General features: G+C 64.3%; 10 protein-coding genes and 1 pseudogene. All 11 read right to left on the bottom strand.

The annotated features are described in order from the left end of the window. Nucleotides 1-63: 63 nt before the first annotated feature. Nucleotides 64-3,438: a PSD1 and planctomycete cytochrome C domain-containing protein gene (locus HG800_RS12395; protein WP_169976945.1), complete on the bottom strand. Its 3,375-nt coding sequence runs from the start codon at nt 3,436-3,438 to the stop codon at nt 64-66. A gap of 100 nt (nt 3,439-3,538) precedes the next feature. Further along, nucleotides 3,539-4,726, bottom strand: coding sequence for a serpin family protein (locus tag HG800_RS12390; protein ID WP_169976944.1), 1,188 nt, complete (start codon nt 4,724-4,726; stop codon nt 3,539-3,541). A gap of 96 nt (nt 4,727-4,822) precedes the next feature. Next, entirely contained in the window at nt 4,823-6,301 is a 1,479-nt protein-coding gene (locus HG800_RS12385; protein ID WP_169977152.1) for a DUF1501 domain-containing protein, read from the bottom strand. Nucleotides 6,302-6,341: 40 nt separating this feature from the next. After that, the gene (locus HG800_RS12380; protein WP_169976943.1) at nt 6,342-9,158 is read right to left on the bottom strand and encodes a DUF1553 domain-containing protein; all 2,817 of its coding nucleotides are present in this window, start codon (nt 9,156-9,158) and stop codon (nt 6,342-6,344) included. Nucleotides 9,159-9,376: 218 nt separating this feature from the next. Then, the gene (locus HG800_RS12375) at nt 9,377-15,748 is read right to left on the bottom strand and encodes a hypothetical protein (protein ID WP_169976942.1); all 6,372 of its coding nucleotides are present in this window, start codon (nt 15,746-15,748) and stop codon (nt 9,377-9,379) included. 344 nt (nt 15,749-16,092) lie between these two features. Further along, a complete protein-coding gene (locus HG800_RS12370; protein ID WP_169976941.1) occupies nt 16,093-17,067 on the bottom strand; it encodes an amidohydrolase family protein in 975 nt (324 codons plus the stop codon). Nucleotides 17,068-17,261: 194 nt separating this feature from the next. Further along, nucleotides 17,262-17,723, bottom strand: coding sequence for an alkyl hydroperoxide reductase (locus HG800_RS12365; RefSeq protein WP_206352244.1), 462 nt, complete (start codon nt 17,721-17,723; stop codon nt 17,262-17,264). Further along, a complete protein-coding gene (locus HG800_RS12360; protein ID WP_169976940.1) occupies nt 17,720-18,067 on the bottom strand; it encodes a DoxX family protein in 348 nt (115 codons plus the stop codon). Before HG800_RS12360 ends, HG800_RS12365 begins: the two co-directional genes overlap by 4 nt. 440 nt (nt 18,068-18,507) lie before the next feature. Continuing rightward, nucleotides 18,508-21,747, bottom strand: coding sequence for an efflux RND transporter permease subunit (locus tag HG800_RS12355; protein ID WP_169976939.1), 3,240 nt, complete (start codon nt 21,745-21,747; stop codon nt 18,508-18,510). Between the two features lie 81 nt (nt 21,748-21,828). Beyond that, nucleotides 21,829-23,121: an efflux RND transporter periplasmic adaptor subunit gene (locus tag HG800_RS12350; RefSeq protein WP_169976938.1), complete on the bottom strand. Its 1,293-nt coding sequence runs from the start codon at nt 23,119-23,121 to the stop codon at nt 21,829-21,831. A 623-nt stretch (nt 23,122-23,744) separates the two neighbouring features. Next, nucleotides 23,745-25,261: pseudogene (locus tag HG800_RS28410) on the bottom strand (type I restriction enzyme endonuclease domain-containing protein); the annotation flags it as partial. Nucleotides 25,262-25,368 lie beyond the last annotated feature (107 nt).

Below are 25,368 nucleotides of genomic sequence, written 5' to 3'. Positions count from 1 at the left end.
ATCTTGGAGTTCCCGTCGTTCTTGGGTGGTCATGGCTAAGGCCTCAGCTCAGGTCGCGACGGGTCAGCGAAGGTAAAGAAATTCCTTGGTATTGAACAGCGTATGGGCAACGTTTGCCCAGATCTCGGACGAGGTGAGGATGTCTTCGGGAGTGATCGACCATTCGCTGGCCAGGTCGTTGACCAGATTCGACCATCGCTCCTGTTCAGCCGAGTTTGGAGTTCGTCCCAGGGCATCCCTGAACATCACTGATAATTGATCTGCGATCGAATCGGCCGGGTGAGCGGCGACACGCTTCCCCCACGAGGCCGCCTGATCCGTGACGAAAGGATCATTCAGCAATGCGAGCGCCTGGGCTGGGATGTTCGTCACGTCGCGCCTACCAGTCGGAATTTTCGGTGGCGGCTGATTGAACAACGCCAGGAATCGAGGCGGTTCCATCACTGTCAACTTGGTATAGAGCGATCGGCGATTGGCACCATTGACCGGACCGGAGTACAAGCGTTTCGAAGGATCTTCACTTGAGCGATGCGGATTGATCGGAACCCCGTATATCCTGGAATCAAGCTGGCCGGAAGCGACGAGGATGGCATCTCGGATCGACTCCGCATCAAGCCTACGAAGCGGGTAATGGGCAAGCAGGCGGTTGGCGGGGTCGATCTCCGCAGACCCTGAAATGGCCAAACTGCTTTGCCTGAATGTCGCACTCAGGACCAGTTCGCGGACGATTCGCTTGGTTGACCATCCTTCATCCACCAGCCGAGCAGCCAGCCAGTCGAGCAATTCCGGATGTGAGGGAGGATCACCGAGTTTGCCAAAATCGTTGGGAGACCCGACCAGGCCAACCCCGAAAACCCATTGCCAGAGACGGTTGACGTAAACCCGTGCGGTCAGCGGGTTGTCGGGCGAGGCGACCCGATCAGCAAGTTCGCGGCGGCCGCTTGCAACGGAGCGAAACGCCGCATCGACGGCTTTGGCGGAGAGCACTTCCAGGAAGCCTCTGGGCACAGCCGGGCCGAGTTGCGCGTAGTCTCCGCGAATGTTGATTCGATCGTTGATTCCTTCATCAAAGTCAGCCATCCCGTTGATGGTCTGCGGTTCCAGTAGCTCGCGTTCGGTTGTTCGATACGTCTCGACAAGTAATTGAAGTGCTGGGGAAGATTTATCGGAAAGACGGTTCGGAAGCAGTCCGTGATCGAGGAGCCAGTTGAGAAGGATGGAGTCGTCGTCAGTTGCCTGGTCAGCGGCCCAGCGATCGAGTGAGGCCTTCAACCATTGCTGATACGCCTGTGCAAGATCGGTAAGCGAGTGTGGCGTAGGATGGTCAAACAAAGGGGCGAACCGCCCAAGCTCATCCTGAGGGGTACCGGCGTCAGCGCTCACCACGGCCCGTGTGACTCCGAACCAACTTTTCGGATCGGCGGCCTGTTCCTCGGAACACGGGCCACCCAGGCCGACACGGGGAGGGAAGTTCGGGTTGCTGGTTTTCGTGGCCAGCTCGCGATAAACCCGACGCCCTGAGAATTCAGGGAAGGGGGGGTAGCCCGACCAGGCAGGAGCACTGCGGGCCAGATACATCTGACGCTCGGTGAGGAAGGCGTTATCGACCACCGTTCGCTCGGCAGAAAACTCACCGCCACACGACTCCCAGTGCAACCAGGGAGCAGGCAACGTATTGAGGAACGGCGACCGCAACGCGCCGTTCAATCGGGGAGAAAGGGCATGTGTGAACAATCCGGCCGGCAGGATGGCATTGAGGATTGCCTCACCCTCCAGCGCCACAATGAAGTCACCCGAGCGAACCGGTCCGTCACGAAGTCCCTCCCCTTCGACCGACCATCCGGGCGGGACACCGTTGGAAAAGTCGGCGACCAGGGTAAACGACGAAGCATTCTCTTGAATGCGCTTCTCGCGTTCCTGAGCATATCGTAATGCAAGTTCCTCCCAGCCCGAGGCCAGATCGGCCCCTTCTTGCACCGCGTTCATCAGGGTGATCCATGGATAGAGAGGATGCTCGAGTGTTCGCTCCTCTCCTGCGTTCTGCACTGCGACTGCCCAGGGGTTGGAGGGATCTGAGGAATCGGTCGAGGCGATTAGGGTGTCATCCCATCCGGCCGCTTGGGATTGCCACCAATCGGCCAAAGCATCACGTAATGGAGCCTTCAGGCGGCGGAGTTCGATCAGGACCTCGGCATTACGTTCAGGCGTATCGAGAGTTCGGGAAACCCAGCGAGAACTCATGAACACGCCGGCCAACGCGTGATAATCACGCTGGGAGATCGCGTCGAGCTTGTGATCGTGACAGCGGGCGCAGCTGACCGTGAGACCGAGAAATGCCTTGGAAAACGCGTCGACCTTATTATTCAGCATTTCCTGATGAATGCCATCGAACTCGGCGCTGTCGCCGTGACGTTTCTCGCCGAGCTGGAAGAACATTGGACCGGCGAGTGATTCCACAATGCCATTGACCGTATCCGTCCGGGGGTTCTCCAGCAGGTCGCCGGCAATGTGCTCCCGCACAATCTGATCAAAAGGAACATCTTCATTGAAGGCTCGGATGAGATAATCGCGGTAGCGCCATGCCCCTTTTGCGGGGATATCCCACTCGTATCCGTAGGTGTCTCCGTAGCGGACGACGTCCATCCAGTGCCTCGCCCAACGCTCGCCGAAGTGAGGCGATTCGAGCAATCGATCCACGAGCCGTTCATAGGCGATCGGGGAAGGATCGTCGAGAAATGCCTGGAGCGACTCCTCGTCGGGAGGAATCCCCGTGAGGACAAACGCCAGGCGACGAGCCAGAACAGCAGGCTCGGCCGGGTCCGCTGGGCGTAGCCCTTCATGGAGCAGGCGATCGAGGATAAAGCGATCGACCGGGCCTCTGGACCATAAGGGGTCGTCAGGTTGGGGAACGGTTGGTTGAATGACGGGTTGAAGACTCCACCACGAGCGCCGCTCAACCAGCTTGATCGACCACTCGTCCTCGGCAGATTCCTCGGGAGAGGGGAGGGATGCTCTTGGATCGTAGGCACCTTCGAGAATCCAGGTGCGGAAGTCACGGAGAATCTCATCGGAAAGCTTTGGGGCTTTCCTCGGCATTTCGAGGCCCGGCTCAGCATGTTCCATGACGAGCAAGAGCAGACTCTCGTCAGGATTGCCGGGCTCGATCGCGGGACCGGAGTACCCCCCTTCGCGCAATCCTTCGCGCCAATCAACTCGGAGGCCACCGGCCTGCTTGGCCGCGCCGTGGCACTCGGCACAGTGAAGGACCAGGGCAGGGCGGATCTTCTCTTCAAAGAACGCATTTCGGGTTGCGTCGTCTCGTGCGTCAACGCGTAAGGCAGGCGCAAGCAACACGAGGGAGACCACGACCAACAGCCTGGCCCATCGCCTCCCTCGCTGACTTCGGGCCGACACACGATCCGAACCGGCTGGCATCATCGCGAGACGCTCCACCCGAGGGCCAGGATGTTCAACACACGATGAACGCTCATCCTAGCGTACGAGCGGAACGAGGTCCACGGCGGACAATTGCAGGAGGTTAGGCCTCCGGATTCGACAGACGACCGAGAAAGAGAATGCTGCCGGTGCGCGTGTCGCGGATCAAGAACAGGAACGGATGATCGGCTCGGAAAACCTTGGGCTCGCTCGGCAGGGCAGATCGCACACCCACAACGATGCCGGTGGCCGCGGCGGCCTCGGTGCCTTCCTCGTTTACGTCGACAAATGCCTTGTGAATGGCGGCTGTGATGTACAGCTCTCGGCTGCCATCCATGCCAGAGAAATCCGCCTGGCTCGGTTGGAACGGCAAGGTCATGCCGAGCTGACTCAATGCCTGGTTCAGTGTGAATTGCGAGTTGAGCGAGAAGCGGGGCAGCGAGACCGCGACCTCCTGACGATGAAGACTGGCGATCCAGAGGTCAATCTGCTCGGCGTTGAGCTTCGCCTCCAGCTCATCGAGTCCATCCCTCGCATCGGGCAAGAAAACGACCATGGACAGATCGCCCTTCCCATAAGGGAGTTCAAGGATCTTCAGATCCTCGCCCTCACCATAACGGTAGGAACCGCGACGGTTCATCAAGGGGACCATGACTTCGTCCTCACCCGAGAGGAAAAAGGGTGCGTCGCGGGTCGCCGATTCAGGGAACGGGGTCGCCCAGTCTCCCTTGAAGTGGATGGCGTTGGTGAGGACAAGGCGGGTCAGAGAATCCAGCACACCGGGAGGGATGAGGTTCGAGATCTTGCCCTTCGTTTGGTCTTCGACCCAGGAGTTGATCTGGTCACGGGCCGCCTCAGTGGCCCTGGCGAAATCGACGGTTTGCAACTGAGCGCCATACGCATCTCGGGTCAACGCAAGGTAGCCAGGAACGAATCCGTAGCCTTGCTGACCCCAGATTCGGTTGGCAACATTGAGTTGATACCCTGCGTCGTCATCGGTATCGAGCAATCGGGTGTTGAGCACGCCGAAGGCAGGATGCAAGACGTCCGAAGGCAGCGTGAGGTGCAAAACGTCGGCCATTTGATCAGCCGTTTCGCCTGCGGCACCTCCGAGGGTCATTGCCAGCGCCGACGAGATGCTGTAGGGCGAGAAAAACAGGTTGCCCGGCTCCTGGGCAAGTTGACCGTAAAGGTCGAGCGCAAACTGCGAGTTCCCCCGGACGACTGCATCCATCGGCTCGTCCTCCGGTTCCAAACCACAGACGATTGCCAGCAAGAAGCACCCAAGCATCACAGACCTCCTTACGCGTCGAGTTGGGATCGGTACTCCCCCTGATTACGTTCGGAATCGGGAGTTCTTAGGTTAACTTGCACGCGTCCGGAACAATCAGGCGAGGATTGGCGTGATGAGGTTGCCGTGCACATCGGTCAAACGGCGTTCGATGCCGTTGTGGTAATAAGTCAACCGAGTGTGGTCGAGCCCGAGCAAGTGAAGGATCGTGGCGTGAAAGTCGTGGACAGTCGTCACGTTCTGCTCGGCCTTGAAGCCAAACGGATCCGTTGCACCGTAAGTGAAGGGGGCACGCACTCCGGCCCCGGCGAGCCAGCAGCTGAAGCCGAACGGGTTATGATCGCGGCCGTAGGTGCCGAGCTGAAACATCGGCATGCGTCCGAACTCGGTGCAGAAGACGACGAGCGTTGATTCGAGCAAGCCCCGTTGTTTCAGGTCGCGGATCAAACCAGCCACCGGCTGATCGAGGATCGCTCCATGCCGATCGTATTGTTCCTTAAGCTGACTGTGCCCGTCCCAGTTCAGGTTGCCTCCCGACGCATACGCTCCATTAAATAATTGAACAAATCGAACCCCACGCTCGACCAGGCGACGGGCCAGGATGCAATTGCGGGCGAAGGCGGCCTTGGTCGGCTCGGGGTCATCGGCCCCATAGAGGCGGAGGATATGGGCCGGCTCGTTCTCCACGGCGGTCGTCTCGGGCACCGAAAGCTGCATGCGGGCGGCAAGCTCGTAACTGGCAATGCGAGCGGCAAGCGACTCGTCGCCGGGGTACTGCTGGGCGTGGTCGCGGTTCAGGGCCAGCAGGGCATCACGTGCGGCAGTGTCGGTCTCAACCGACACGTCGTTCGGGCGAGCAAGATGGCTGACCGGCTTGGTCGTGCTGAAGGGGGTTCCCTGAAAGGCGGCGGGAAGGAAGCCGTTGGCCCAGTTGTTCGGGCCGGACTGGGGCATCCCGCGAGGATCCTCGATGGCGACAAATGCAGGGAGTTCCTGGTTTTCGCTGCCCAGTGCATAGGTGAGCCACGAGCCCATCGACGGAAACCCTTCCGTCGTAAACCCAGTGGACATGACATTCTCGCCCGGCCCGTGCGTGTTCGACTTCGTGGTCAGGGCGTGGAGGAAGCAGAGGTCGTCGGCCAGCTCCCCCAAATGCGGCAAGAGGTCGGAGGTCATCTTGCCCGACTGTCCGCGAGGCCGGAATTTCCAGAGCGGCGCAGTCAGATTTCCGTTTTCTCCCTGAAACGAGACGAGCCGCTCGTTGCCCGGCATCGGCTTACCGTCGTACCGGATCAAATCCGGCTTGTAATCAAACGTATCGACGTGACTGAGAGCCCCTGCCACGAACACGACGATGACGTTCTTCGCCTGCGGCTCGAAGTGCGAAGGGCGAGGAGCGTGGGGGCGTCTCGGGTCGATCTGGGGGCGGTCAGCAGACTCACTGGCGGCGAGCAGACGGTCTTGCGCAAGCATCGCAGCCATCGCGATCCCGCCGAGTCCGTCGAATGTTCTGGAGAGGAAGCTGCGTCGATCGAGCAAGCGGAGGCCGCTGAGTGACGGTCGGAGTTCGGGCATGGCGACGCTCACGAGGGGCAAGACGCTCATCCTGCAGAAATCAATCGATGAGCAAAAACGCGTTGGTGTTCAAGAGCACGCGACAGACCTGATCCAGGCCGTGTTCCTGGCCGAGCGACAGGAGTTGCTCTGCCTCGAGCTCGGTCGGGGGTCGACTCAGCGCGAGCTGGACGGCCCGATCGATCTGATCGGCGAGGTCCGCCCCGACTTCAGCCCGGACTCGATCCGCGAAGCGACCGGCCTGCCGCATGACGAAGGTGCTGTTCCAGAGGCTCAGGGACTGGATTGGCGTGATCGACTGCGTTCGCTTCGGCGTCATCTGGCCGGCGTCGGGGCAGTCGAACGGGCCGAAGACATCAACCGCCTGCATCCGGATCTTGATCGCGTAAATCATCCGACGCCAGCCGGAGGGATCGTCATGATCGACGGGGATGTAGTCCGACAGCCCTCCCCGTTGATTGAAGAAGTCGAATCCAAGTCCGGTCATCTCTCGATTCAACGAACCGCTTACGAGCAGGATTGCATCGCGGATCGCCTCTCCTTCCAGGCGTCGGGGAGGGAAGCGCCAGAGGAGGCGAGCATCGGCGTCGATCGCGAGCGCATTGTCCCGAGGGGTGCTCTCCTGACGAAAGGCACTCGACGAGAGGATGATGCGGTGCAGATGTTTCACGGACCAGCCGCTCTGAATAAATTCATCGGCCAGCCAGTCGAGCAATTCCGGATGCGAAGGCGGTTCTCCCATCCGGCCGAAGTCGGAGGGAGAAGACACCAGGCCAGTGCCAAAATGATGTTGCCAGATGCGGTTGACCATTACTCGGGCCGTCAACGGGTGATCGGGGCTCGTCAGATGCCGAGCGAGGGCCTCGCGGCGCTGACGATCTTCCGCATCGGTCGAGAGTTCAAGTGAGCCAAGCACGGTGGGGGTATTCGGCTCCACCTCCTCCTGACGTTGCATCGGATCGCCCCGGCGGAGTAAATACGTTGGCTCCGGTGCGACGAAGCTCCCGGCAAAGACCTGGGGGCCGGCGGCCAGTCTCCCCTGTTCGGCCCTCCCCTCGCGAATCTTCGCCACGAGGGAGACGAGGCGTTCGACCTCCTCAGGCGAAAGGCCGTCGATGGTGATGTCGGCGGCGGCGCGGCGGTCCTCCTCATGGAGCATCCGGGTGCTCGTGTCAGCAACCGTGATCCAGGAACCATCAGGGCTGCGCACCTCGATTTCATAGGAGACCGGGAAGCCGTCGAACCCACGTCGCCAGACAATGCGGTCAATCGTCACCGCCTCGGGCAGATCAATCTGAGCCCAGGCCGGTCCAGAACGCTCGGCGATCCAGGGAAAATACCCCTCGGCAATGGACCTGCCGTCGATCAGGTTGTCAGGGTGCCGCGTCTGGTTTTCCAGGGCGAAGCTGGACGCCGATGCCCTCCCGCCTCGATCGGCCAGGGCAACGTTGACCGATTCAGTCTCGGCCGACCAGGCCTCCAGTTCTTCGAGCGACGCTCGACCGCCGTTATGGGTAGCTGCAACGGCGATCCGGAGGGCCGTGGCCTCGATCGGCTCGAAACGCTCCTCGTGCGACTCAGGGGTGACCGACGGTTGTAGGCCGAGCGACGATCGCTCCGCGTCGAGTTCCTCACGGAGCCGCGCGACCGTCTCGCCAATCTCAGAGGCCTGGGCCATCCAGCGATCGTTTTCAGGGCCTCGGAAGCGACGATCTGCGTAGCGGAGCCCGGAAAAGACGGCCTGAAAGGTGTAATAATCGCGCTGGGTGATGGGATCGAACTTATGATTGTGGCAGCGGGCGCAGCCGACCGTTAGCCCGAGGAACGCCTCGCCGACGGTCCGGACCGATTCGTCTAGCTCGTCCTGGCGAGCTTGCCGCATCGACTCCTCATCCTTACCGATCTGCCCCGGCAGGTTGGCCGGTCCGGCCACGAGGAACCCGGTGGCAGCGTCGATGCCGATGGTATCGCCGGCAAGCTGCTCGAAGACAAACTGGTCGTAGGGCAAATCGGAGTTGAACGCCTCGATCACCCAGTCGCGATACGGCCAGGCGTTCGGCCGAGCGGAATTCGTCTCAAAGCCCCAGGTCTCGGCCCATCGGATCACGTCGAGCCAGTGCTGCGCCCAGCGCTCGCCGTAGTGGGGACTGGCGAGCAGGCGATCGACCAGGCGATCGGAGGCGTCGGGCGCCTTGTCGCGGAGGAAGTCATCCACCTCCTCGGGAGTCGGCGGCAAGCCCGTCAGGTCGAGGCTCAGGCGACGAATCAAGGTTGCGCGATCGGCCTCGGGAGCGAACCCAAGCCCTTCGGCTTCGAGCCGATCAAGCAGGAAGGCGTCGATCGGCGACCGGACGCGATCGTTGTGAGCGACTGCGGGGGGCTCGGGACGCTCAATCGGCTTGAAAGACCAGAAGTCGGTGTCTTCCTCGGAGAGGATCACGGTGCCGGGCGGTGGAATCTCCTCCGGTTCGGGGCGGAGAGTTGGCGCCCCGGCGTCGATCCACGCGGCGAGGGTGGCTTTCTGATCGGCAGAGAGCTTGGCGTCTCCGGGGGGCATCTCGTCGGCCTCGACCCGATGCCAGAGGAAGCTACCGTCGCGGTCGCCGGGCACGATTGCCTCGCCGGTCAGGCCGCCGTCGATCATCGTACGGACGAAGCGGAGGTCGAGCCCTGCCTTCGGACGTTCTTCCTCGCCGTGACAGTGAATGCAATGCTCGCGGAGGATCGGGCGAACGTCACGCTCGAAGCTCACCGAAGGTGCTTCGCGAGTCTCATCCATGAGGGCCGCCGCCCCAACCGAGGCCGAAAGCAGGGCCGAGGCCACCGAGACGATCGCAACGCACCATCGAACGGGCATGGCGGCGTTCTCTCCATCGCGAGAAGGTGGATTAAGTGGCGACTCGGTCCAGAGCACGCCAATCGCGTCGACTCACCACTGACTTCGGGCGAGCTTGGGAAACGTTCCCATGTCAAACCCAAGTTTAACCGTGATGAGCGTCAGGGAGCAACGCGGCAGGACATCGGAGCGGAGGAGATCGCACCAGCGCCTCCACCGCTCCGATCACACCAGACGCGTTACGCTTCCCAGCCTTTGAGGCGTTCAACGACCTCCATTACGTCTCGCCTCCGCTTCTCGAACAGGGCGAAGGCCGCGAGGATGAGAATCCCGGCCACGATCCCGCTGGCGGCCCAGATCCAGGTCTGACGCAGATCAACCGCGGCGTACCAGATCATGGCGAAGATCGACAATCCCAAAAACGCCAGGCCCAGGAACAGGAACCCCCGGACCCGAAGCGCGATCCCGGCGAAGATGCCGAGCAACGACAAGCCACCCAGGACCAGAGGGAGCCACGGGTCCTGCGCCACGCCATTGAGGATCAGGTCGGCCGTCGAGGAGAGATACACGGCCCCCGCCGCCACATGCCGCACCGAGGCCGATTGCGCCGCGCTGAGTCGATCGCGGCTCAGATACGCCCCGACCAGCACACAGAGCGCCGGCGGGACGATCCAGAATTGCGGGTGCTCCAGCAATCCGAATCCCTCGCGACGGCCGAGAACCGTCCAGAGCCCCGCGTTGAACGCCAGGGCTGCTACGGCTCCGAAACCGATCGACGACCGCAAGAGGGCGAGCGCCGCATACACGCCACCGGCCAGGACAAAGAAAACCGTGTCCTCTCCCGGCGTCGGCTCCAACCAGAAAGCGCCGAGCAACGGCAAGACGGGCAAGACCGCCCCGGTGCGCTCCAGGGGGTCAGCCAGCACAAGCCTCCCCTGGCGTCGGAACAGCTCTCCCAGGCCCACCCCGGTGAACGCCAGGCCGATCACGATCAACGGCCAGTAGCGGGCAAAGATGCCCGTGAACAGCCAGGGCATCGTCAGTCCCAGGTGCAAGGCCAGCAGGGCAAGCAACCCTTCCGCCCCGTAGACGTAAACCGTCCTCCGAGACTCAGGAAGCCCCAGGGGGTCGCGACCGGGGACGATCGCCGCGATCAGGCTTGCGACCACTGCCCCCAGCAGCGTCACCGCGACGGCCACGAGCCCCGGGGCCGAGATCGCCACGGCCGACCCTTGAAGCTTCGCGAACAGCTCTCCGGCGATCACCACAAACAGGGCCACCGCCGCCAGGCCCAGCAAGGGCGCCACCAGGCGTTGGGCGGCTCTTGCCCAGTGAACGGCTTGGGGGGCGAGCTTGACCAGCCCGACCCCGTATCCGGTGGCTGTCGCCAGCAAGGCGACCATCACGGCGACGCCTCGATCGAGCACGACCGTGGCCGAACCGGGATCGATCCAGGCCCATCCCCAGGCCACCGCCCCCGCCGAGCCGAACCCGAGTGCCGTGGCCCGGACGATCGATCGCCGTTCTCCCCTCGCCAGCAAACCCACCGCCAACGCCGTCGCCAAGGCCGCCTTCCCTGCGGAGAATCGTGGCACGAGATCCGGATTGGTGACGACGACCCCGAAGGCGAGCCCCACCACCACCGCCGACAGCGTAATATTCGCCGGAATGAGCCAGCCGAGACCAGCGTCCGGGTCGCCAGGCTCGTCGGATCGCGGCACGCTCAGGCGGTCGCCGAGGCGTCGGAAGCCGGTTCGGGCGCTCCAGAATGCCCCGGCGATCACCGCGTACACCGCCAGGATCACCGCGCCGATCCAGGCGAGCATCGATCCGGGCAGATCGAACCCCGCGACGAACCAACCCGCTGCACAGAGCCCGAGCAGGTAGAGGCCGGCCACCTCGGACCGGGATCGTTCATCCCAGAACCCGGCCGCCAGGGCGATCCCCACCACGCCGATCGTCACCGGCCAGGCCAGGCCCAGCGTCGGCCCGTCCCAGCCGCCTCCCGCATCCCCCAGCACATGGAACAGCACCATGACAGCAAGCACCAGCACGGCGCTCCAGGCCGCGAACCGGTGAAAGGGGACCACCCCGCGACGCCATTCGAGTGCTCGGGCCGGTCGTATCGCCCAAAGCTCAATGAAAAGCCAGAGCGGCACCGGCAGCGCCAGAGCAATCACATTGATGATCACAAATCCATGAACTGATCCCCGGAGCCAGGCTCCCGAGTCTTCGAACCACCAGAGCGTGGTTGCCAGGTTCAGCAAGAGTCCGGCCACGTACAGAAACCCTCTGCCCGCCGACCATCCTGCCAACGCCGTAGAGAGCACGACCGAGGCACCCAGGCCACCGACCGTCCACCAGAGCGGGTGTTGGGGGTCGCTGTCGTAGGCTCGCAGAGCGAACAGGACGATCACTCCGGTCGTAATCGCGGTCCAGCGGGTCACTCCCTTGCCACGACCTTCGAGCGGCACCGCCGCCCGCAAGCCGCGCCGATTCCAGGCGATCAGGAGCAGTCCACCGGCCGTGACTGTCTGAACGATCATCATTGCGTGGTAGGTCAGCCAGTTGCCCGCATCGCTCCGAGCCGTTCCAAAGGCTAGCAGCGCACCGACCGTCAGCGCCCCGGGTGCGATCTGGTCGATCGAGAACGACAGGGCAGCTCCCTTCGCCTTCCCGAACACCGCACCGAGGGTCAAGAGCACGGCGAGCCAGCCGACCGGATCGGCAATCGCCTCCCGAGCGGGCATTGGCAACGGCTTGACGAGCAAACCGAACCCACCGACCAGCACCACGAGCCCGATCAACGCCACTGGCAAGGCGACCTGCACCGCCAGCGCGGTCCCTCCAGACGCCGGCAGCTCCTGGTTCCATCGTCGCCGACCGACCTCAACTGCCCCCATCCAACCGATCGCATACGCCGAACCGACAATCGCATTCATTTGCGCCAGCCGAAGCCAGAGCATTGGATCGTTCGGCACTGTCGGCACGGTCCCTGAGAGCAAGAGACCGACCGTCGCTCCGAAGCTCAAGAGTAGGCCCCCGGCCAGAGCAAATTCTGACGATCGCTCCCGAATCGCATAGCCGACCAGTGTCAGGGCCACCAGCAGGATCGGCGGCGCGTACGACCCCGCCAGACCAATCCGTCCGAAGAACGACCCTGGCGACGGGCCGAGAATGGGATCGCCCCTCAACACCGAGCCAACCACCAGGGCCGACACCGACACCAGCGCCAAGGCCCCCATCGCAATCATCAGGCCGCCGGCGACCCGCATCACCCCCGATCGGGCCGATTTCTCCTTCGACTCCCACATCCTGGCTATCGCAAGGCTCAAACTCCCAAGCAGGGCCAGCACGATGAACACCACACCGGCCAACTCCCACAGATCCGACAGGTCTGAATCGATCGGATGCACCCAGAGGGCCGCGCTGGCGACAAACGAGGCCATCGCCATCACAGGAAGGGCGGCAATCGCCACCACCAGACCAATCGCCATTGGCCCGAGCCCACCGAGCCGCTCTGGCTCGATCCGCCAGCCGATCCGATCAGCCACCGAGCCCAGCCACCCCCGAGCCCAGATCGGCACCGAAAGCACCAGCAACGCCATCGCTCCTCCCCATCGCAGAGCCGAGGCCACTGCCACGTCTCCTTCCCAGCGGCCCGCCACCAGGGGGACGGCCATCGAGGCCACGAGCATCGTCCCGAGCAGGTCGAGCCTCCGGAACCGCTCCCACTGCCCGAGCACGAGCGTCAGCAGAACCGATCCGAGCAAGAGCCACGATCCCAGGCCAAGCGCCGCGTCATGGGCGATCCCAGGAAGTTCGAATGCCCGGGCCGCCGGCACAAGCCGTCCCTCGATCGTCTCGTACCCTCCTTGAAATGCCGCGAAGTCGGCAAAGATGCGCGGTGAGAGTTCTTGAGCCACCCCCGGCACCACGCCGTACACGGCCAGGCCGACCAGCACCCCCACGGCACTCCAGAGCGCCAGTCGGTCGAACGTTGGCCAGGAGGGCTCCATCAGCCTTCGGAGCGCGACCAGGCGATCCGACTTCGCCCACCGCTCGGCCACCGCTCGAATCCCGATTCGCACGCCGACCCAGCCCAGGGCGAACAGGGCCAGAGCGATCCCCTCGGACTGAAGGGTGCGCGGATCGAGCCAGAGCGTCGTTTCATCGACGAGCCAGGAACGCTGATCCGCGAACCACGGACGCCCTTCAATCCAAGACGCCACAGCGAAGCCAACCGATCCGGCCATCGCCGCCTGGAACGCCCAGAACATTCCCGGCGACACAAACCGCCAGGCCAGCACTCCCCAGACCCCCGAGAGCCAGAGCAGCTGCACCGCCAGATCGATCGGCGCGGCCGTCGGCAAGAGCCAGACCAGGCGAACCACCACAGCCACCGAGGTCAGGAGGGCGGAGCGCACAAGAGCGCCCCCGATCAGTCCAAAGTCGCCGGTTCCTCGCCATCGGCGACCGAGCATCGTCGGCACCAGCGCGGCGATCGTCGCGTGTCCGAGCAGGCTCGACGACCAGGGCAACGCCAGTCCCCACGCCTCGCCGTACCGGAAGACAAACCCCTGAACCAGAGCCGCGAGCATCAATCCCGAACCGATCCAGCTCAGGGCGACCGGCTCCGAGACCCTGCCCAGACCGCCCGCCGAGGGCATCCGAGACGCCACGACCGCCCCGAGCATTGCCCCGATGGCCAGGGCACCATAGGACCACGTCGCGCCGGTCGGATCGCCTGGTACTCCCAGGCCGTGCCACGTCACCAGCCCCACCCCAAGCAAACCGGCCAGAACCGAGACAAGGGCAATCGCCCGGGCTTCCAGGGTCCGACCGAGGCGAATGACTCCCACCACCACCGCCTCGAACAGCAAGGCAATCCCCACCAGGGCCGAACCGCTTCCGGCAGAGGTTAACGCCGCCGCCATTTCCGCCGATTCGCCTCCGGTCCAGGGCAACTCGCCGGTGATCACCAGCGTCACCACCACCCCCGCCAGGGCGAGCGAGGCCCCCGCGAGCGCCAGAGCGGCAGGCAAGTCGAAGGCCAGAGCGATTGCCACCAGCACCGCGGCATTGACGGCGGCGACCACGGTGATCCCCGCCGGTTCGGGCCAGGCCAGAGCTACGCCGCCAAGCATCACCAACGCCCCGGCCACGGCGATCGACCCACCTGCGATCCGATGCACGACCATTGACGATGACGCCCGTCTCCATCCCATCAGGCCCGCTGCCAGGCTCGGCATGCCGGCCAGCGGAGCCAGTACGGCCAGTTGACGCAGCACGCTCACGGTCGATCCTGACCGTTGCAACAACGCCCCGATCGCCACCGCCGCGGCGAAGGCCGTCAGCCCGAGCGTTCGAAAAAGACGATCGGCCGACGCCTCATCAAATTCCAGGGTGCGACGCTCCGCGAACATCCCCCCGAGGGTCGCCCCCGCATGAGCCAGCAAGGGCAGAGCCCCGATCACCAGCAGCCACATCCCCTCCAGGCCCGATCGCCCCCACCAGCCGACCGCCAGAATCGCCGCCGACGGTACCACCACTCCCATCGCCGTCGCCCAGGGAGTCGACGCCCGGATCGCCTGCGACCCTTTTCCGATCAACACCGCAAAACCTGTGAGTACGACCAGCTCTCCGACAATCAACGGAAATCCGATCCCGTCCGTACCCCGGGCCAGCACAACCGTCAGCACGCTGAGCGGTACGAGCAAGGTCGCGATCCCCAGCAACCCCCCCGCCGTCGTCGCCAGGCCCCACCGCCGATCGGCATGACGACCGACCCCGAAGAACGCCGCCACCACCCCATTCGCCAGCGCAAATCGGAGAATCGGCCGCTCGGCGATCCGGTCCCAGTAGCCGATCACCAGCGCCAGCGAACAGCCGACGATCAAGAGGCCGCCGACCAGCTCTCCCCATCGGATATTCCGCTCTTCCATGAACGCCGCAAGCAAACCGCCGAGGCTTGACCTGCGTTCCGTCGTTGCGGGCTCCTCGGATGCGGCCACGGAAGCGGACGCCGGCTCCACCTGCTTCGCCTCGCGGTAGGCCCGAACGCGGGCTGCGACATCTGGTCGGGGAGTGATCGCCTCCTGAGACGTTTCCGACACCAGAGGGAGTTCTGGCTGGGCTGGCGCGATCGGCCCCGGAACGGGCTCGTTTCTCTCGATCGGAGCCGGAGCGATTGGTCGGGGCGTCTTGGCAGTCGATGGTGCTTTCGCAACATCGGCCGACGGTTCCGTAAGCTGTTCCCACTCGGCAATCAATCCCTGCGCGATGCGATCGCTGTCCTCGGCTGAGAGCAAGCCAACCTCTCGGTAGTGACGAAGCCGCTTCAAGAGCCGTCCGACCAGCGCCCGGGTCTGTCGGGAATTCCCTGGAGTTGGAGGGTCCGGCCATTGGCAGACGAGACAGCCGCGACCATTCGGCCGCACCTCCCAGACTTCTCCGCATTGCGGGCACAGCGGGATCGTGATCGGCTGCAACCGCTCCGAGCCAATTGCCCTTCTGATCGCCCGGACGATTGCACGAACTGCCACCCAGATCCCGTGTCCTACAAGAGCGATGATCACCAGCAAGATCAGGATCCAGATCAGCTCGTCCATCGCTCGTATCCCTCTCTCACAATCCCAACTCCGATCTCGGAGTTGGTCGGGTTGCCACCAGCTCCGATCCGCCCTCGCTCGTGAGCCAATCGCGGTTCACCGTGTCTTCGTCTTCGGAAGCTCGCGCACGACACTCCTGAGCGCAGACAGCCGCATCACCCCCTTTTTCTGTCAATCGAGACAGAAGACGTGCCACCACCAAGTGCCTTCGAAGGGCTTCAGACGAGAAATGACGGAAACGCCCACGTTCTCAGGAGAGGACTCCATTCCTCTCCAAGGGACTCTGAATCGTGATCACGGCGGCTTCGCCTGATCCCCAGGTAATCCCGAGTCGCACGTCCTGGTCAACCAACCAGACGATAGACCCTTATCGCGTTGTCGTGGAACAACTTCTTGCGATCGGTCAGGCTGCGATCGGCGACCACGACCTTCAGGGCCTCGGTCCACTGGCGAAGGCTGGCGGCTCGGGTGCAGACGGGCCAGTCTCCTCCGAAAACCACGCGATCGGGGCCGAAGCAATCGAGGACGTGGGTGATGATCGGAGCCAGGTCATCCGGAGTCCAGGTCTCCGGGTTGGCCGAGGCGACAATCCCCGAAACCTTGCAGACCACGTTCTCTCGCTCGGCCAGCTTCGCCAGATCGTCTCGCCAGGCGGAATGGTCGGCCGCCTGGACGTTCGGATTCCCGCAGTGGTCGAGAATAAAGAACGTGTCCTGACAGGCATCCACGAGCTGGGCTCCATCGCGCAGCTCTCCGGATCGCATACAGAGGTCGAAGCTCAAGCCCCGATCCCCGAGCAGCCGGATGCCTCGGATGAACTCCGGCTCCAGGCACGTTCCCGGCGGCGTGCCCCCACCATGAAGCACCTGACGGACCCCTTTGACCTCCGGGCTGTCCCTGAAGTGATCGAGATAGGCTTCGAACGCGTCGGACGCCGGCCTTCCGCCAATGACGGCACCGACGAGCGGCTCGCCCCCTCCTCGGCAGAGATCGACCACGTACTCGGCCTCGGCCACATGCTGCGCCGGGTCGACGTCTACCTCCATGTAGACCCCTTTGACCACGTTCAACCCTTCGGCGGCCTCCCGGTAATCGTCGGGCAGGTAATTCCGGGCCAGGGGACCGCCTCCCTCTAGCCAGGGCAACCGAAAGCGGCCGAGATCCCAGAGATGCACATGCGTATCGACAATCGGCACGTCCCCCTCGCTCGGGCGAGCCACCGGGCCCTCGTCACCCGAGGCCTCGGCCCGTCCTCCCAGCCGTGCGCCGCAGGCGGCCAGAAACGCCGCACTTCCCAGGAATCGTCGTCGGTTTGTCATCGTCCGCCGCTCCCCGATCGTTGCCGGTCGGGCCGGAAAGGAGAGACCACGCCTCGCCACTGGTGGCCGACCCGGGCCCAGGGCTCAGCCCTCGTAATCGCTCATCCTACCACCGAACCGACCAAGTTCCGAGGACTCACATTTCTCGAGGGAAGAGACGGAGAACGATGATGAATTTCCACCCGGGAAGGCACTCAGGTCGCCTCGACCACTTCCGAACGGGCCAACCCTCGCCGACCTCGCATCCCGTCCTGATATGCTCCCCACAAAATCAATGCGAAGGGAATCCACCACACCAGGTCGTTCGAGAGCAAGATCGCCCCAAACTTCAAAGGGAGCGATCCCTGCCATAACGCCTGAGCAAACCCGATCGGCCCAAACACCTTGCCCAGGAAACCCACCAGCACGATCGGCCAGTGCCGATACGGATCAAACGCCGCAATGGCATAGCCAATGCCGTAAACCCCCACGATCATCCCGATGCACTGCCACAGTTCCGGATAATTCGGCGCCTCCATCCCGGCCCAGGTAAACAGGGCACTCGGAAAGAGCACCGCCCAAGCTCCGAACACCAGGTTGTACGCTGCCGCGGCCAGCAGCCACCCCTTCATCCAGGCGGCTCCGGACCGCGGTCCCTTGTCCTCTGGTCTGATCATCGCTGCTGCTCCTCCCAGGTCAGTCGATAGGCCGCGGCTACGAAGACCGCCTGAAACACCAAACGCCCCCACAGCAGGGCAGGGTCTCGAATGCCAAACATCTCGATCCCGTTCCAGGCCACATGCACGTGGGCCGGCAGAATCGCCACGAAATAGGCCACCAGGCACCACGCCGTGAGCTTCCGGAGCCGAGGCACCCACAGCCCCACCGCCGCCGCCAGTTCCAGCACCCCCGTCACATAAATGATCGTCAGATGCCAAGGCAAATACGGCGGCATCGCCGGCTTGAAGACGTTCGGAGCAATCAGATGCACCACCCCGGCCACCGCCAGAATGCCGCTCATCACCCCTCGGATCCGCTGCTCCATCATCCCCCCCAACCGTCATCGAAATTCCCACTCCTTCGTTATGCACCTCCCGTCCAGTCCCCCCCCAATCCCCCCCTGATCTCGCCGAGATCGCCTGGGCTTGGCCGACTCTACCCGAAGCCGTAAAGGCTGGCATCCTGGCGATGGTCCGCGCCTCCTCGGGTGGAAAGGAGATGCGATGAGCCGTTCTCGATCCCGAGCGCGTGCGTCTTCTCCTCGAAGCGCTTCGAGCCGACACATACATCGAGACCGCTTGCCAAGCGACCGGGATCAGCCGAAGCACGCTGCACCGATGGCTGGAGTGAGGACGATCAAGATCCCCTCGATCGAGCGTTTCGACGGGAGTACCGGGACGCATCTGGCTGGCTGGGGAGTGACCGTGACCGGTCGAGCGTTGGCCGAGGACGGCGGCCGGCTTAGGAGGACAAGACCGGTTCCGACCGATCCGCCTCGAGGCTCGGCTCCTCGGACCGGGCCGGGGCCGGTCGACGACGGAACAACCCGCTGAGGTCATCCAGGTAGGAATAGATGACCGGGACGGCCAGCAGCGTGAGCAGCAGCGACATCATCTGGCCGCCAACGGTCAGCACGGCGATCGACCGCCGTTCCTCGGCCCCCGGCCCCGTGGCGATAAGCAGCGGCAGCAGGCCGGCCACGAAGGCGACGGTGGTCATCAGGATCGGCCGCAGGCGGTCCCGGTTGGCCCGGATAATCGCATCGTACCGATCGAGACCCTGGGCCCGGAGCACGTTCATGTGATCGACTTGCAGGATTGCCGCCTTCTTCACCACACCGAAGAGGACGAGGATCCCTAGCGCCGAGTAGACGTTCAGCGTCTCCCCGCCCCAGGCCAGGCTGAGCAGGCCAAAGGGGATAGCCAGCGGCAGCGAGAGGAGGATGGTGAAGGGGTGAATCAAGTGCTCGTACTGCGCGGCGAGCACAATATACATGAAGACGAATGAGAGGACGAAGGTCCATCGGAAGTCGTCGAAGGTGCGCTCCAATTCCCGACCGCCGCCGAGGACTCGGGTCTCCATCTCGGGGGGGATGCCCATCTCGACGGCGGCGGCCTGAAGGGCCTCGATCCGGCCGCCGAGCGAGTAGCCGGGCGCGATGTTGGCCCGGACGGCGACCATCCGCTGGCGGTCGAGGCGGTCGATCCGGGCGGCAGCGTTGCCGATCCGGAAGGAGACGACGTTGTCGATCCGGGTCAGGACCGGTTCGGTGGGGGCCTCCCGGGCGGCCGAGGCGACGCCCCGGCGGTCGATGCTGGGGTTGGCCCTTACGAAGAGCTGCGAGATGGACTGGACGTCGCTCCGGTCGACGCCGACGAGCCTCAGCTCGACGTCGTAGGCGTCGTCGACCGTCTCGTCGCGGTACCGGGAGACGCGGTCGTCGCCGCCGACGGCCACGCGGAGCGTGTCGGCGATCTCCCTCACGTCGACGCCGAGCACGGCAGCCCGCTCCCGCTTGATGTCGACCAGCAGCTCCGGCTTGTCGAGTTGCAGGGTAGTCGTCAGGTCGACAATGCCCGGGATCTCCTCGGCTCGTGCCTTCAGGGCGTCGGCGAATGCGGCCAACTGGAGCAGGTCGGGGCCGGTGATCGAGAAGTCGATGTCGACCGGAGCCCCCTGGCGCAACGAGGTCAGGTTCCGCACCGAGACGCGCACCCCGGGAACAACCTTCAAGCGCTCGCGGACGGCGACCATCTTCTCCTGCTGGCTGAAGTTCCCCCGGAATGCCTCCCCGGGATCCCCGTTGAGCAGCCCCCGGAAGAGTCGTCCGAGGGAGAAGGTCCTCGTCTCGATGTCCTGGAGCCTCACGAACATCTCGCCTCGGTTGACCGATCCCCACCCGCCGATGGTGGTCAGCACGGTCGTCACGCCCGGCTCGTCGAGGAGGAAGTCCTCGGCTACCCGCATCGCCTCGTCGGTGGAGACCAGGCTGGCCCCCTCCCCGGTCTCGACCCGGATTTCGAACTCCGACTCGTCCACGTTCGTGGGGATGTAGTCTCGTTTGACGTGATTGTACAGCGTGATGTTTGACGCGATCACCAGGACCGAGACGAGCAGGACCAGCCAGCGAAAACGCATCGCCAGCCCGAGCAGCCCGAGGTAGGTCCGCTCGATGACGCCGTAGAACCCGCGACGGGAGCCAGGGTTCTCGGGGTCCGGCATGCCGGGCCTCAGCAGCTTGCTGCACATCATGGGGGTCAGGCTAAAGCTCACGAGCATCGAGACGAGAATGGCCACCGACGCGGTGATGCCGAACTCGTAGAGCATCCGCCCGGTCACGCTGGAGAGGAACGAGACGGGAAGGAAGACGATGATCAGCGAGAGAGTCGTCGCCAGCACCGCCGGGCCGATCTCCCGGGTCCCCCGGATGGCCGCCTCATAGGGGTCCATCCCGCGCTCCTCGATGCAGTGGAAGACGTTCTCCAGCACCACGATGGCGTCGTCGATCACCACGCCAACCATCAGCACGAGTGCCAGCATGGTCATGTTGTTCAGGGTGAACCCAAACATCTTCATGAAGGCGAACGTGGCCACGATGGAGGCCGGGATTGCCACCGAAGCGATGATGGTCGACCGCCAGGACCTCATGAACGCCAGCACCGTCAGGCAGGCGAGGATGCTGCCCACGACCAGGTGGGACTCGATCTCGTGCAGGGCGGCGACGATGTATCGGGACTGGTCCTGGATCAGCTCAAGCGTCACGTCCGGGGGGAGCATCGCCCGGGCTCGGTCCAGCCGGGCCTTGACCCCCTCGACCACCCGGACGGTGTTCTCCCCGGACTGCCGCTGGACCTGGATGATCACCGCGGGGGCGCCGTTGAGCCGGGCGGCCGTGCGGACCTCCTTGGTGCCGTCGGTCACGGTCCCCAGGTCCTGAAGGCGGATCGGCCGGCCGTTGACGGTCGAGACGACGAGCTCGGGGAACTCCTCGGAGGTGCCGACGCGGCCGAGGGTCCGCAGGGCCCGCTCGCGGGGGCCCTCGTCCACCAGGCCGCCGGGGACCTCGGCGTTCTGCCTCGCGATGGCGTCCCGGACCTGGAGGATTGAGAGCTGGTGCGAGGCGAGCCGGGGGGCATCGATCTCGACCCGGATGGCCCGCTCCTCGGCGCCGGAGATTGTCACCTCGCCGACGCCCGGCGCCGACTCGATAACGTTCTTCACGGAGCGGTCGGCCAGCAGGTACAGCTCCTTCGCGGATCGGGGGCCGGAGACGGCCAGGGAGAGAATCGGCGAGGAATCGAGGTCGCGCTTCTGGACGACGGGCGGGTCGATCCCGGGGGGGAGCAGGTTGAGCACGCCGGCCACGGCGTCCCGGATGTCCTGGGCGCCGGCGTCGGAGTTCCGGTTGAGGTCGAAGGTGACGATCACGAAGGACTGGCCGTCCCGAGAGATCGACCGGAGCTCGTCGATGCCGGCGACGGTGGCGACGGCGTCTTCGATGACCTGGGAGACCTCCGATTCGACCTCGGTCGAGGCGGCGCCCGGGTAGCTTGTCCGCACGTAGACCGTCGGTAGGTCCATGTTCGGGAAGCGGTCGACCCCCAGCTGGGGGAAGGCGGCGATGCCGGCCACGACGAATGCCGTGATGAGCATCATTGCGAACACGGGCCGCTTGACGCAGAGCTCGGAGAGCCAGTACATGGGACCTCTTCCGCGAGGGGCCGGGGGCCGAAGGCTGGGGAATCGGAGGGGGGAGGACGCGACTGATCCGAGCCGATCCGGTCAGGGGCGAGGGAACTTGCTGGGGTGTTCGCCGCTGCCGCCATCATTGTGGAGGGCGGCGATCTCCATCGGAATCTCGACCGGGGCGGGGCGGCCGAGGGAGCCGTCGAGGAGGACTTGCTCGCCGGGCTCGAGGCCGTCGAGGATCTCAATGAGATCGTCTCGATGGCCCCCCAGCTCGACCGGCTGCTCGACGGCGCTGCCGTCGACCACCTTCCAGACCTTTCGAGTGCCGGCGAACTCGACGACGGCCGATTTCGGCAAGGCGATAATCCGGCGGGACTGGTCGAGGACTACCTCCCCCTGGGAGAACTGGCCAGCCTGGATGGCGTGGTCGGGGTTGGGGACGCTCGCCTCGAAAAGGACGGAGCGGCTCAAGGGGTCGATCGAGGGGCTGATCCGGCTGATCGTCACCTCGGGAAGCTCGGGACCGGTCTCCACCCGGAGCCGGACGAGCTGGCCGATCGCCAGGCTGGAGGCGAACAGCTCGGGGACCGTCCCCCGATAGCGGAGCGGGTCGTCCCGGATCAGGGTGGCGACGGGGGCGCCGACCTGGACGTACATGCCGGGGGAGACGTGGCGGTCCTGGATCCGGGCGTCGAAGGGGGCGCGGATCTCGGCCTCCTCCAGGGCCTGCCGGGCCAGCTCGAGCTGGGCGGTGCGAACCCTGGCGGTGGCGATCAGCTCCCGGACGGAATTGATGGCCGCGGCATACCGGGCCCGGGCCACCTGCTCAGCGGTCAGGGCGGTCTCGTACTCGGTGTCGGTGGCGACCTGGCGGTTGCGGAGGGCGGCGGAGCGGTCCCGGTCGGCCCGGGCCTGGTCCCAGAGGGCTTTCTGCTCGAGGACGATCGGGAAGGCTTCGGGCTCGACCTCGTCGAGCGAGTCTTGGAGGTCCAGGCCGATGGCCGCCCTCGCCTGGATCAGCTCGGCCTCAGCCTGCCGGACCTGCTCCTGAAGCTCCCGACGGTCGAGCGAGGCGAGCACGGTGCCGGCCTCGACGAAGTCGCCGAGGTCGACGTGGACCTGGTCGATCCGGCCGGCGACCTTCGCGCCGACGACAGTCGTCTCGTCGGCCACGAGGTTCCCCTGCGTGGCCACTTCGCTGGGCCACTGCTGCTCGGAGACCTCAACCAAAGTGGCCCGGATCGGCGAGGGGGTGGGCGTCACGGTGGCAGCGCCCCCCTCGGACTCGGAGCAACCGGTCGAGCCGGCCGCCAGGGCAAAGAGCAGCCCGAGGAGCAGGAACTCGGGGGGGCCGGAAGGACCTCGGGGAGTCGGGTGGCCGGGCATAGTCTTGGCGTCCTCAAGGGGGGGCGGCACGGGCCTCGGCGGGGATGAGGCGGGGCGGTTGGGCAGGCGATGCGGACGTCCTGGGGGACGCCGAGGTCAAACGCGGCCATCGCCCGCCGGGGAGGCGGTCGATCCGATACCAATAAGTGCGTCGTGAGGCGGGCGATCGGGCAGCGTTCAGATCTAAAATTGCCCGACCTGAGGCGACAGTCAACACCCCAACGGGTGGGAGACCGCCTCGGAGCGACGATGGCCACGTGAAGCGTGCCCCTGGGATTGGACCAGTACGCCAGTCAAGACTGGCCCTCCCGGGAGCAGAACGATTGCAATGTTTCTTTCTGCAATGTATCCCTTGCCTTCGGAAGGACTTCCCATTCCTGCCCGAGGGCCGTCTCCGATGGACGTGACACCCGCGGTTGGCTCACCCACCTCGTCGAACTTTCTCACTCAGTTCGAACTTGGTAATCATTGAGCACCGCATTCCCTTAGCGGTGGATGGCCTTGACCGCAAACCTACTGGTCTCGGGGAGATCGAAGGGGTAGCTCGTGGTGGAGTCGAGGCGGGACCACTGGACCTCGACGAGATCGATGATGGACTCCCAATACGCAATCCGGGGTGATTGACCATTCGTTGTTGAAAGCTCGGCTTGTTTCAAGAAAAGCTGTGTCGCGTCCTCGGAGAAGTCTGGCGGATAGCCGTACAAGGCGAGCAGGTGCCGAACCTTCCGACGGAGGTCTGCGCGGACGGACTCGCGTTGCCTCCAGTCGAGCTTGACCATCTCCGCCAGTTCGCGGGCCTTGTGGCGGAATGTTTCGGACTTCAAGACCTCTTGGGCCGATCCGTTCTCGGTGAGGGCATCAATAAACGCGGTTTCCTCGGCTGAGAGGCCGAGTTCCTCGCCGTGCTTCTGTGCCTCTCGAACCCACTTCGCGAGGTCAAGGAGCTCAGAGATCTTCTCGGCTGGGGTAATCGCCTTGTTCGTGTAACGGAGCAGGGCTTCATCGAACGCTTCCCTGAACTTCCTGCTCTGAACGATGTTGGTTCGCTCGTTGCTCCGGATCTGATCGTTGAGCAGCTTGCGAAGCGTTTCGAGGGCAAGGTTCGTTGTGCTCGATCGCCGCGAAGCGAGAGAGGAACTCATCCGAGAGGATGTCGAGCCGGGCCTCGTCGAGTCCAGCGGCGGCGAAAAGGTCCATCACGTCGTCCGCATCGACGGCGCTGCCGATGACCTGGCGAACGGCTGCATCGACGTCTCGCTGGGTTGCTCGTCCTTCGCCGATCCCGGATTCATCGGTCAGACGCTTGCGGACCATGGCCGCGATGCGTTGGAAAAACGCAAGATGATCGATGATCGCCTCGGTTTCCAAACGCGGCACGGAGAGCCCAAAGGCCGAGAACCGTTCCTTCACGAGCCTCCGGATACGCTTCCAGCCGTCCTCCTGGGCAAAGACATGATCGATTGCCTGATGGTAGACCAGAAGGATGTATTGCGGCTCCGCTGGCAAAGCGGCCTCGTACTCGCAACCGTGTAAGAACGAGCGAAGCTTCTCGAAGGCAGCCTCCATCGCAGGGACGGCTTCATCCTGGACGCGCTTGACTGCATCGCCCATACCACCTGCCCGCGTGTCGGTCGCGAGTGCATCAGCCAGGTGATCGGCCAGGCCGAACAGGTCGACGATGAGATCGCCGGGCTTCTCGCCGTAGACCCGATTGACGCGGGCGATCGCCTGTATCAGGTTGTGCCCGGCGAGCGGCTTGTCGAGATACATCGTGTGGTCCGAGGGGCAGTCGAAGCCGGTCAGCCACATGTCGCAGACGATGGCCAGACGAAGGTTGCTCTTGGGATCCTGAGAACCGCTCGGCCAGCAGCTTTCGGGCGGCCTTTGTTCGAACGTAGCTGCTGAGCAGTTCGTTATCGTCCCGGTCGCCAGTGACAATGACCTTCATGTGGCCCTGGTCGTCATCAGGATGGTGCCAATCCGGCCGGAGCGTCTCGATGGCTCCATAGAGCCGTGCGGCGATATCGCGGCTCATGGTAACGACCATCGACTTGCCTTCCATTGCCGCGCGTCGCTTCTCCCACTGCTCGACCATGAACGCGGCGAGACGCTCGATGCGATCCGGGGCCCCAACCAGCGAACCAGCCCGAGGGACCGAGACCGAGGGACAGAACGTCCGGGGAAATCCTGCCTCTGAATTACCCCATCCAGGCGATGGTTTGAGTCGGTCCAAGTCGGATACTATCG

It is taken from the genome of Tautonia rosea (genome assembly GCF_012958305.1).
Classification (GTDB): Bacteria; Planctomycetota; Planctomycetia; order Isosphaerales; family Isosphaeraceae; genus Tautonia; species Tautonia rosea.
This window is presented reverse-complemented; position numbering and strand designations above follow the sequence as displayed.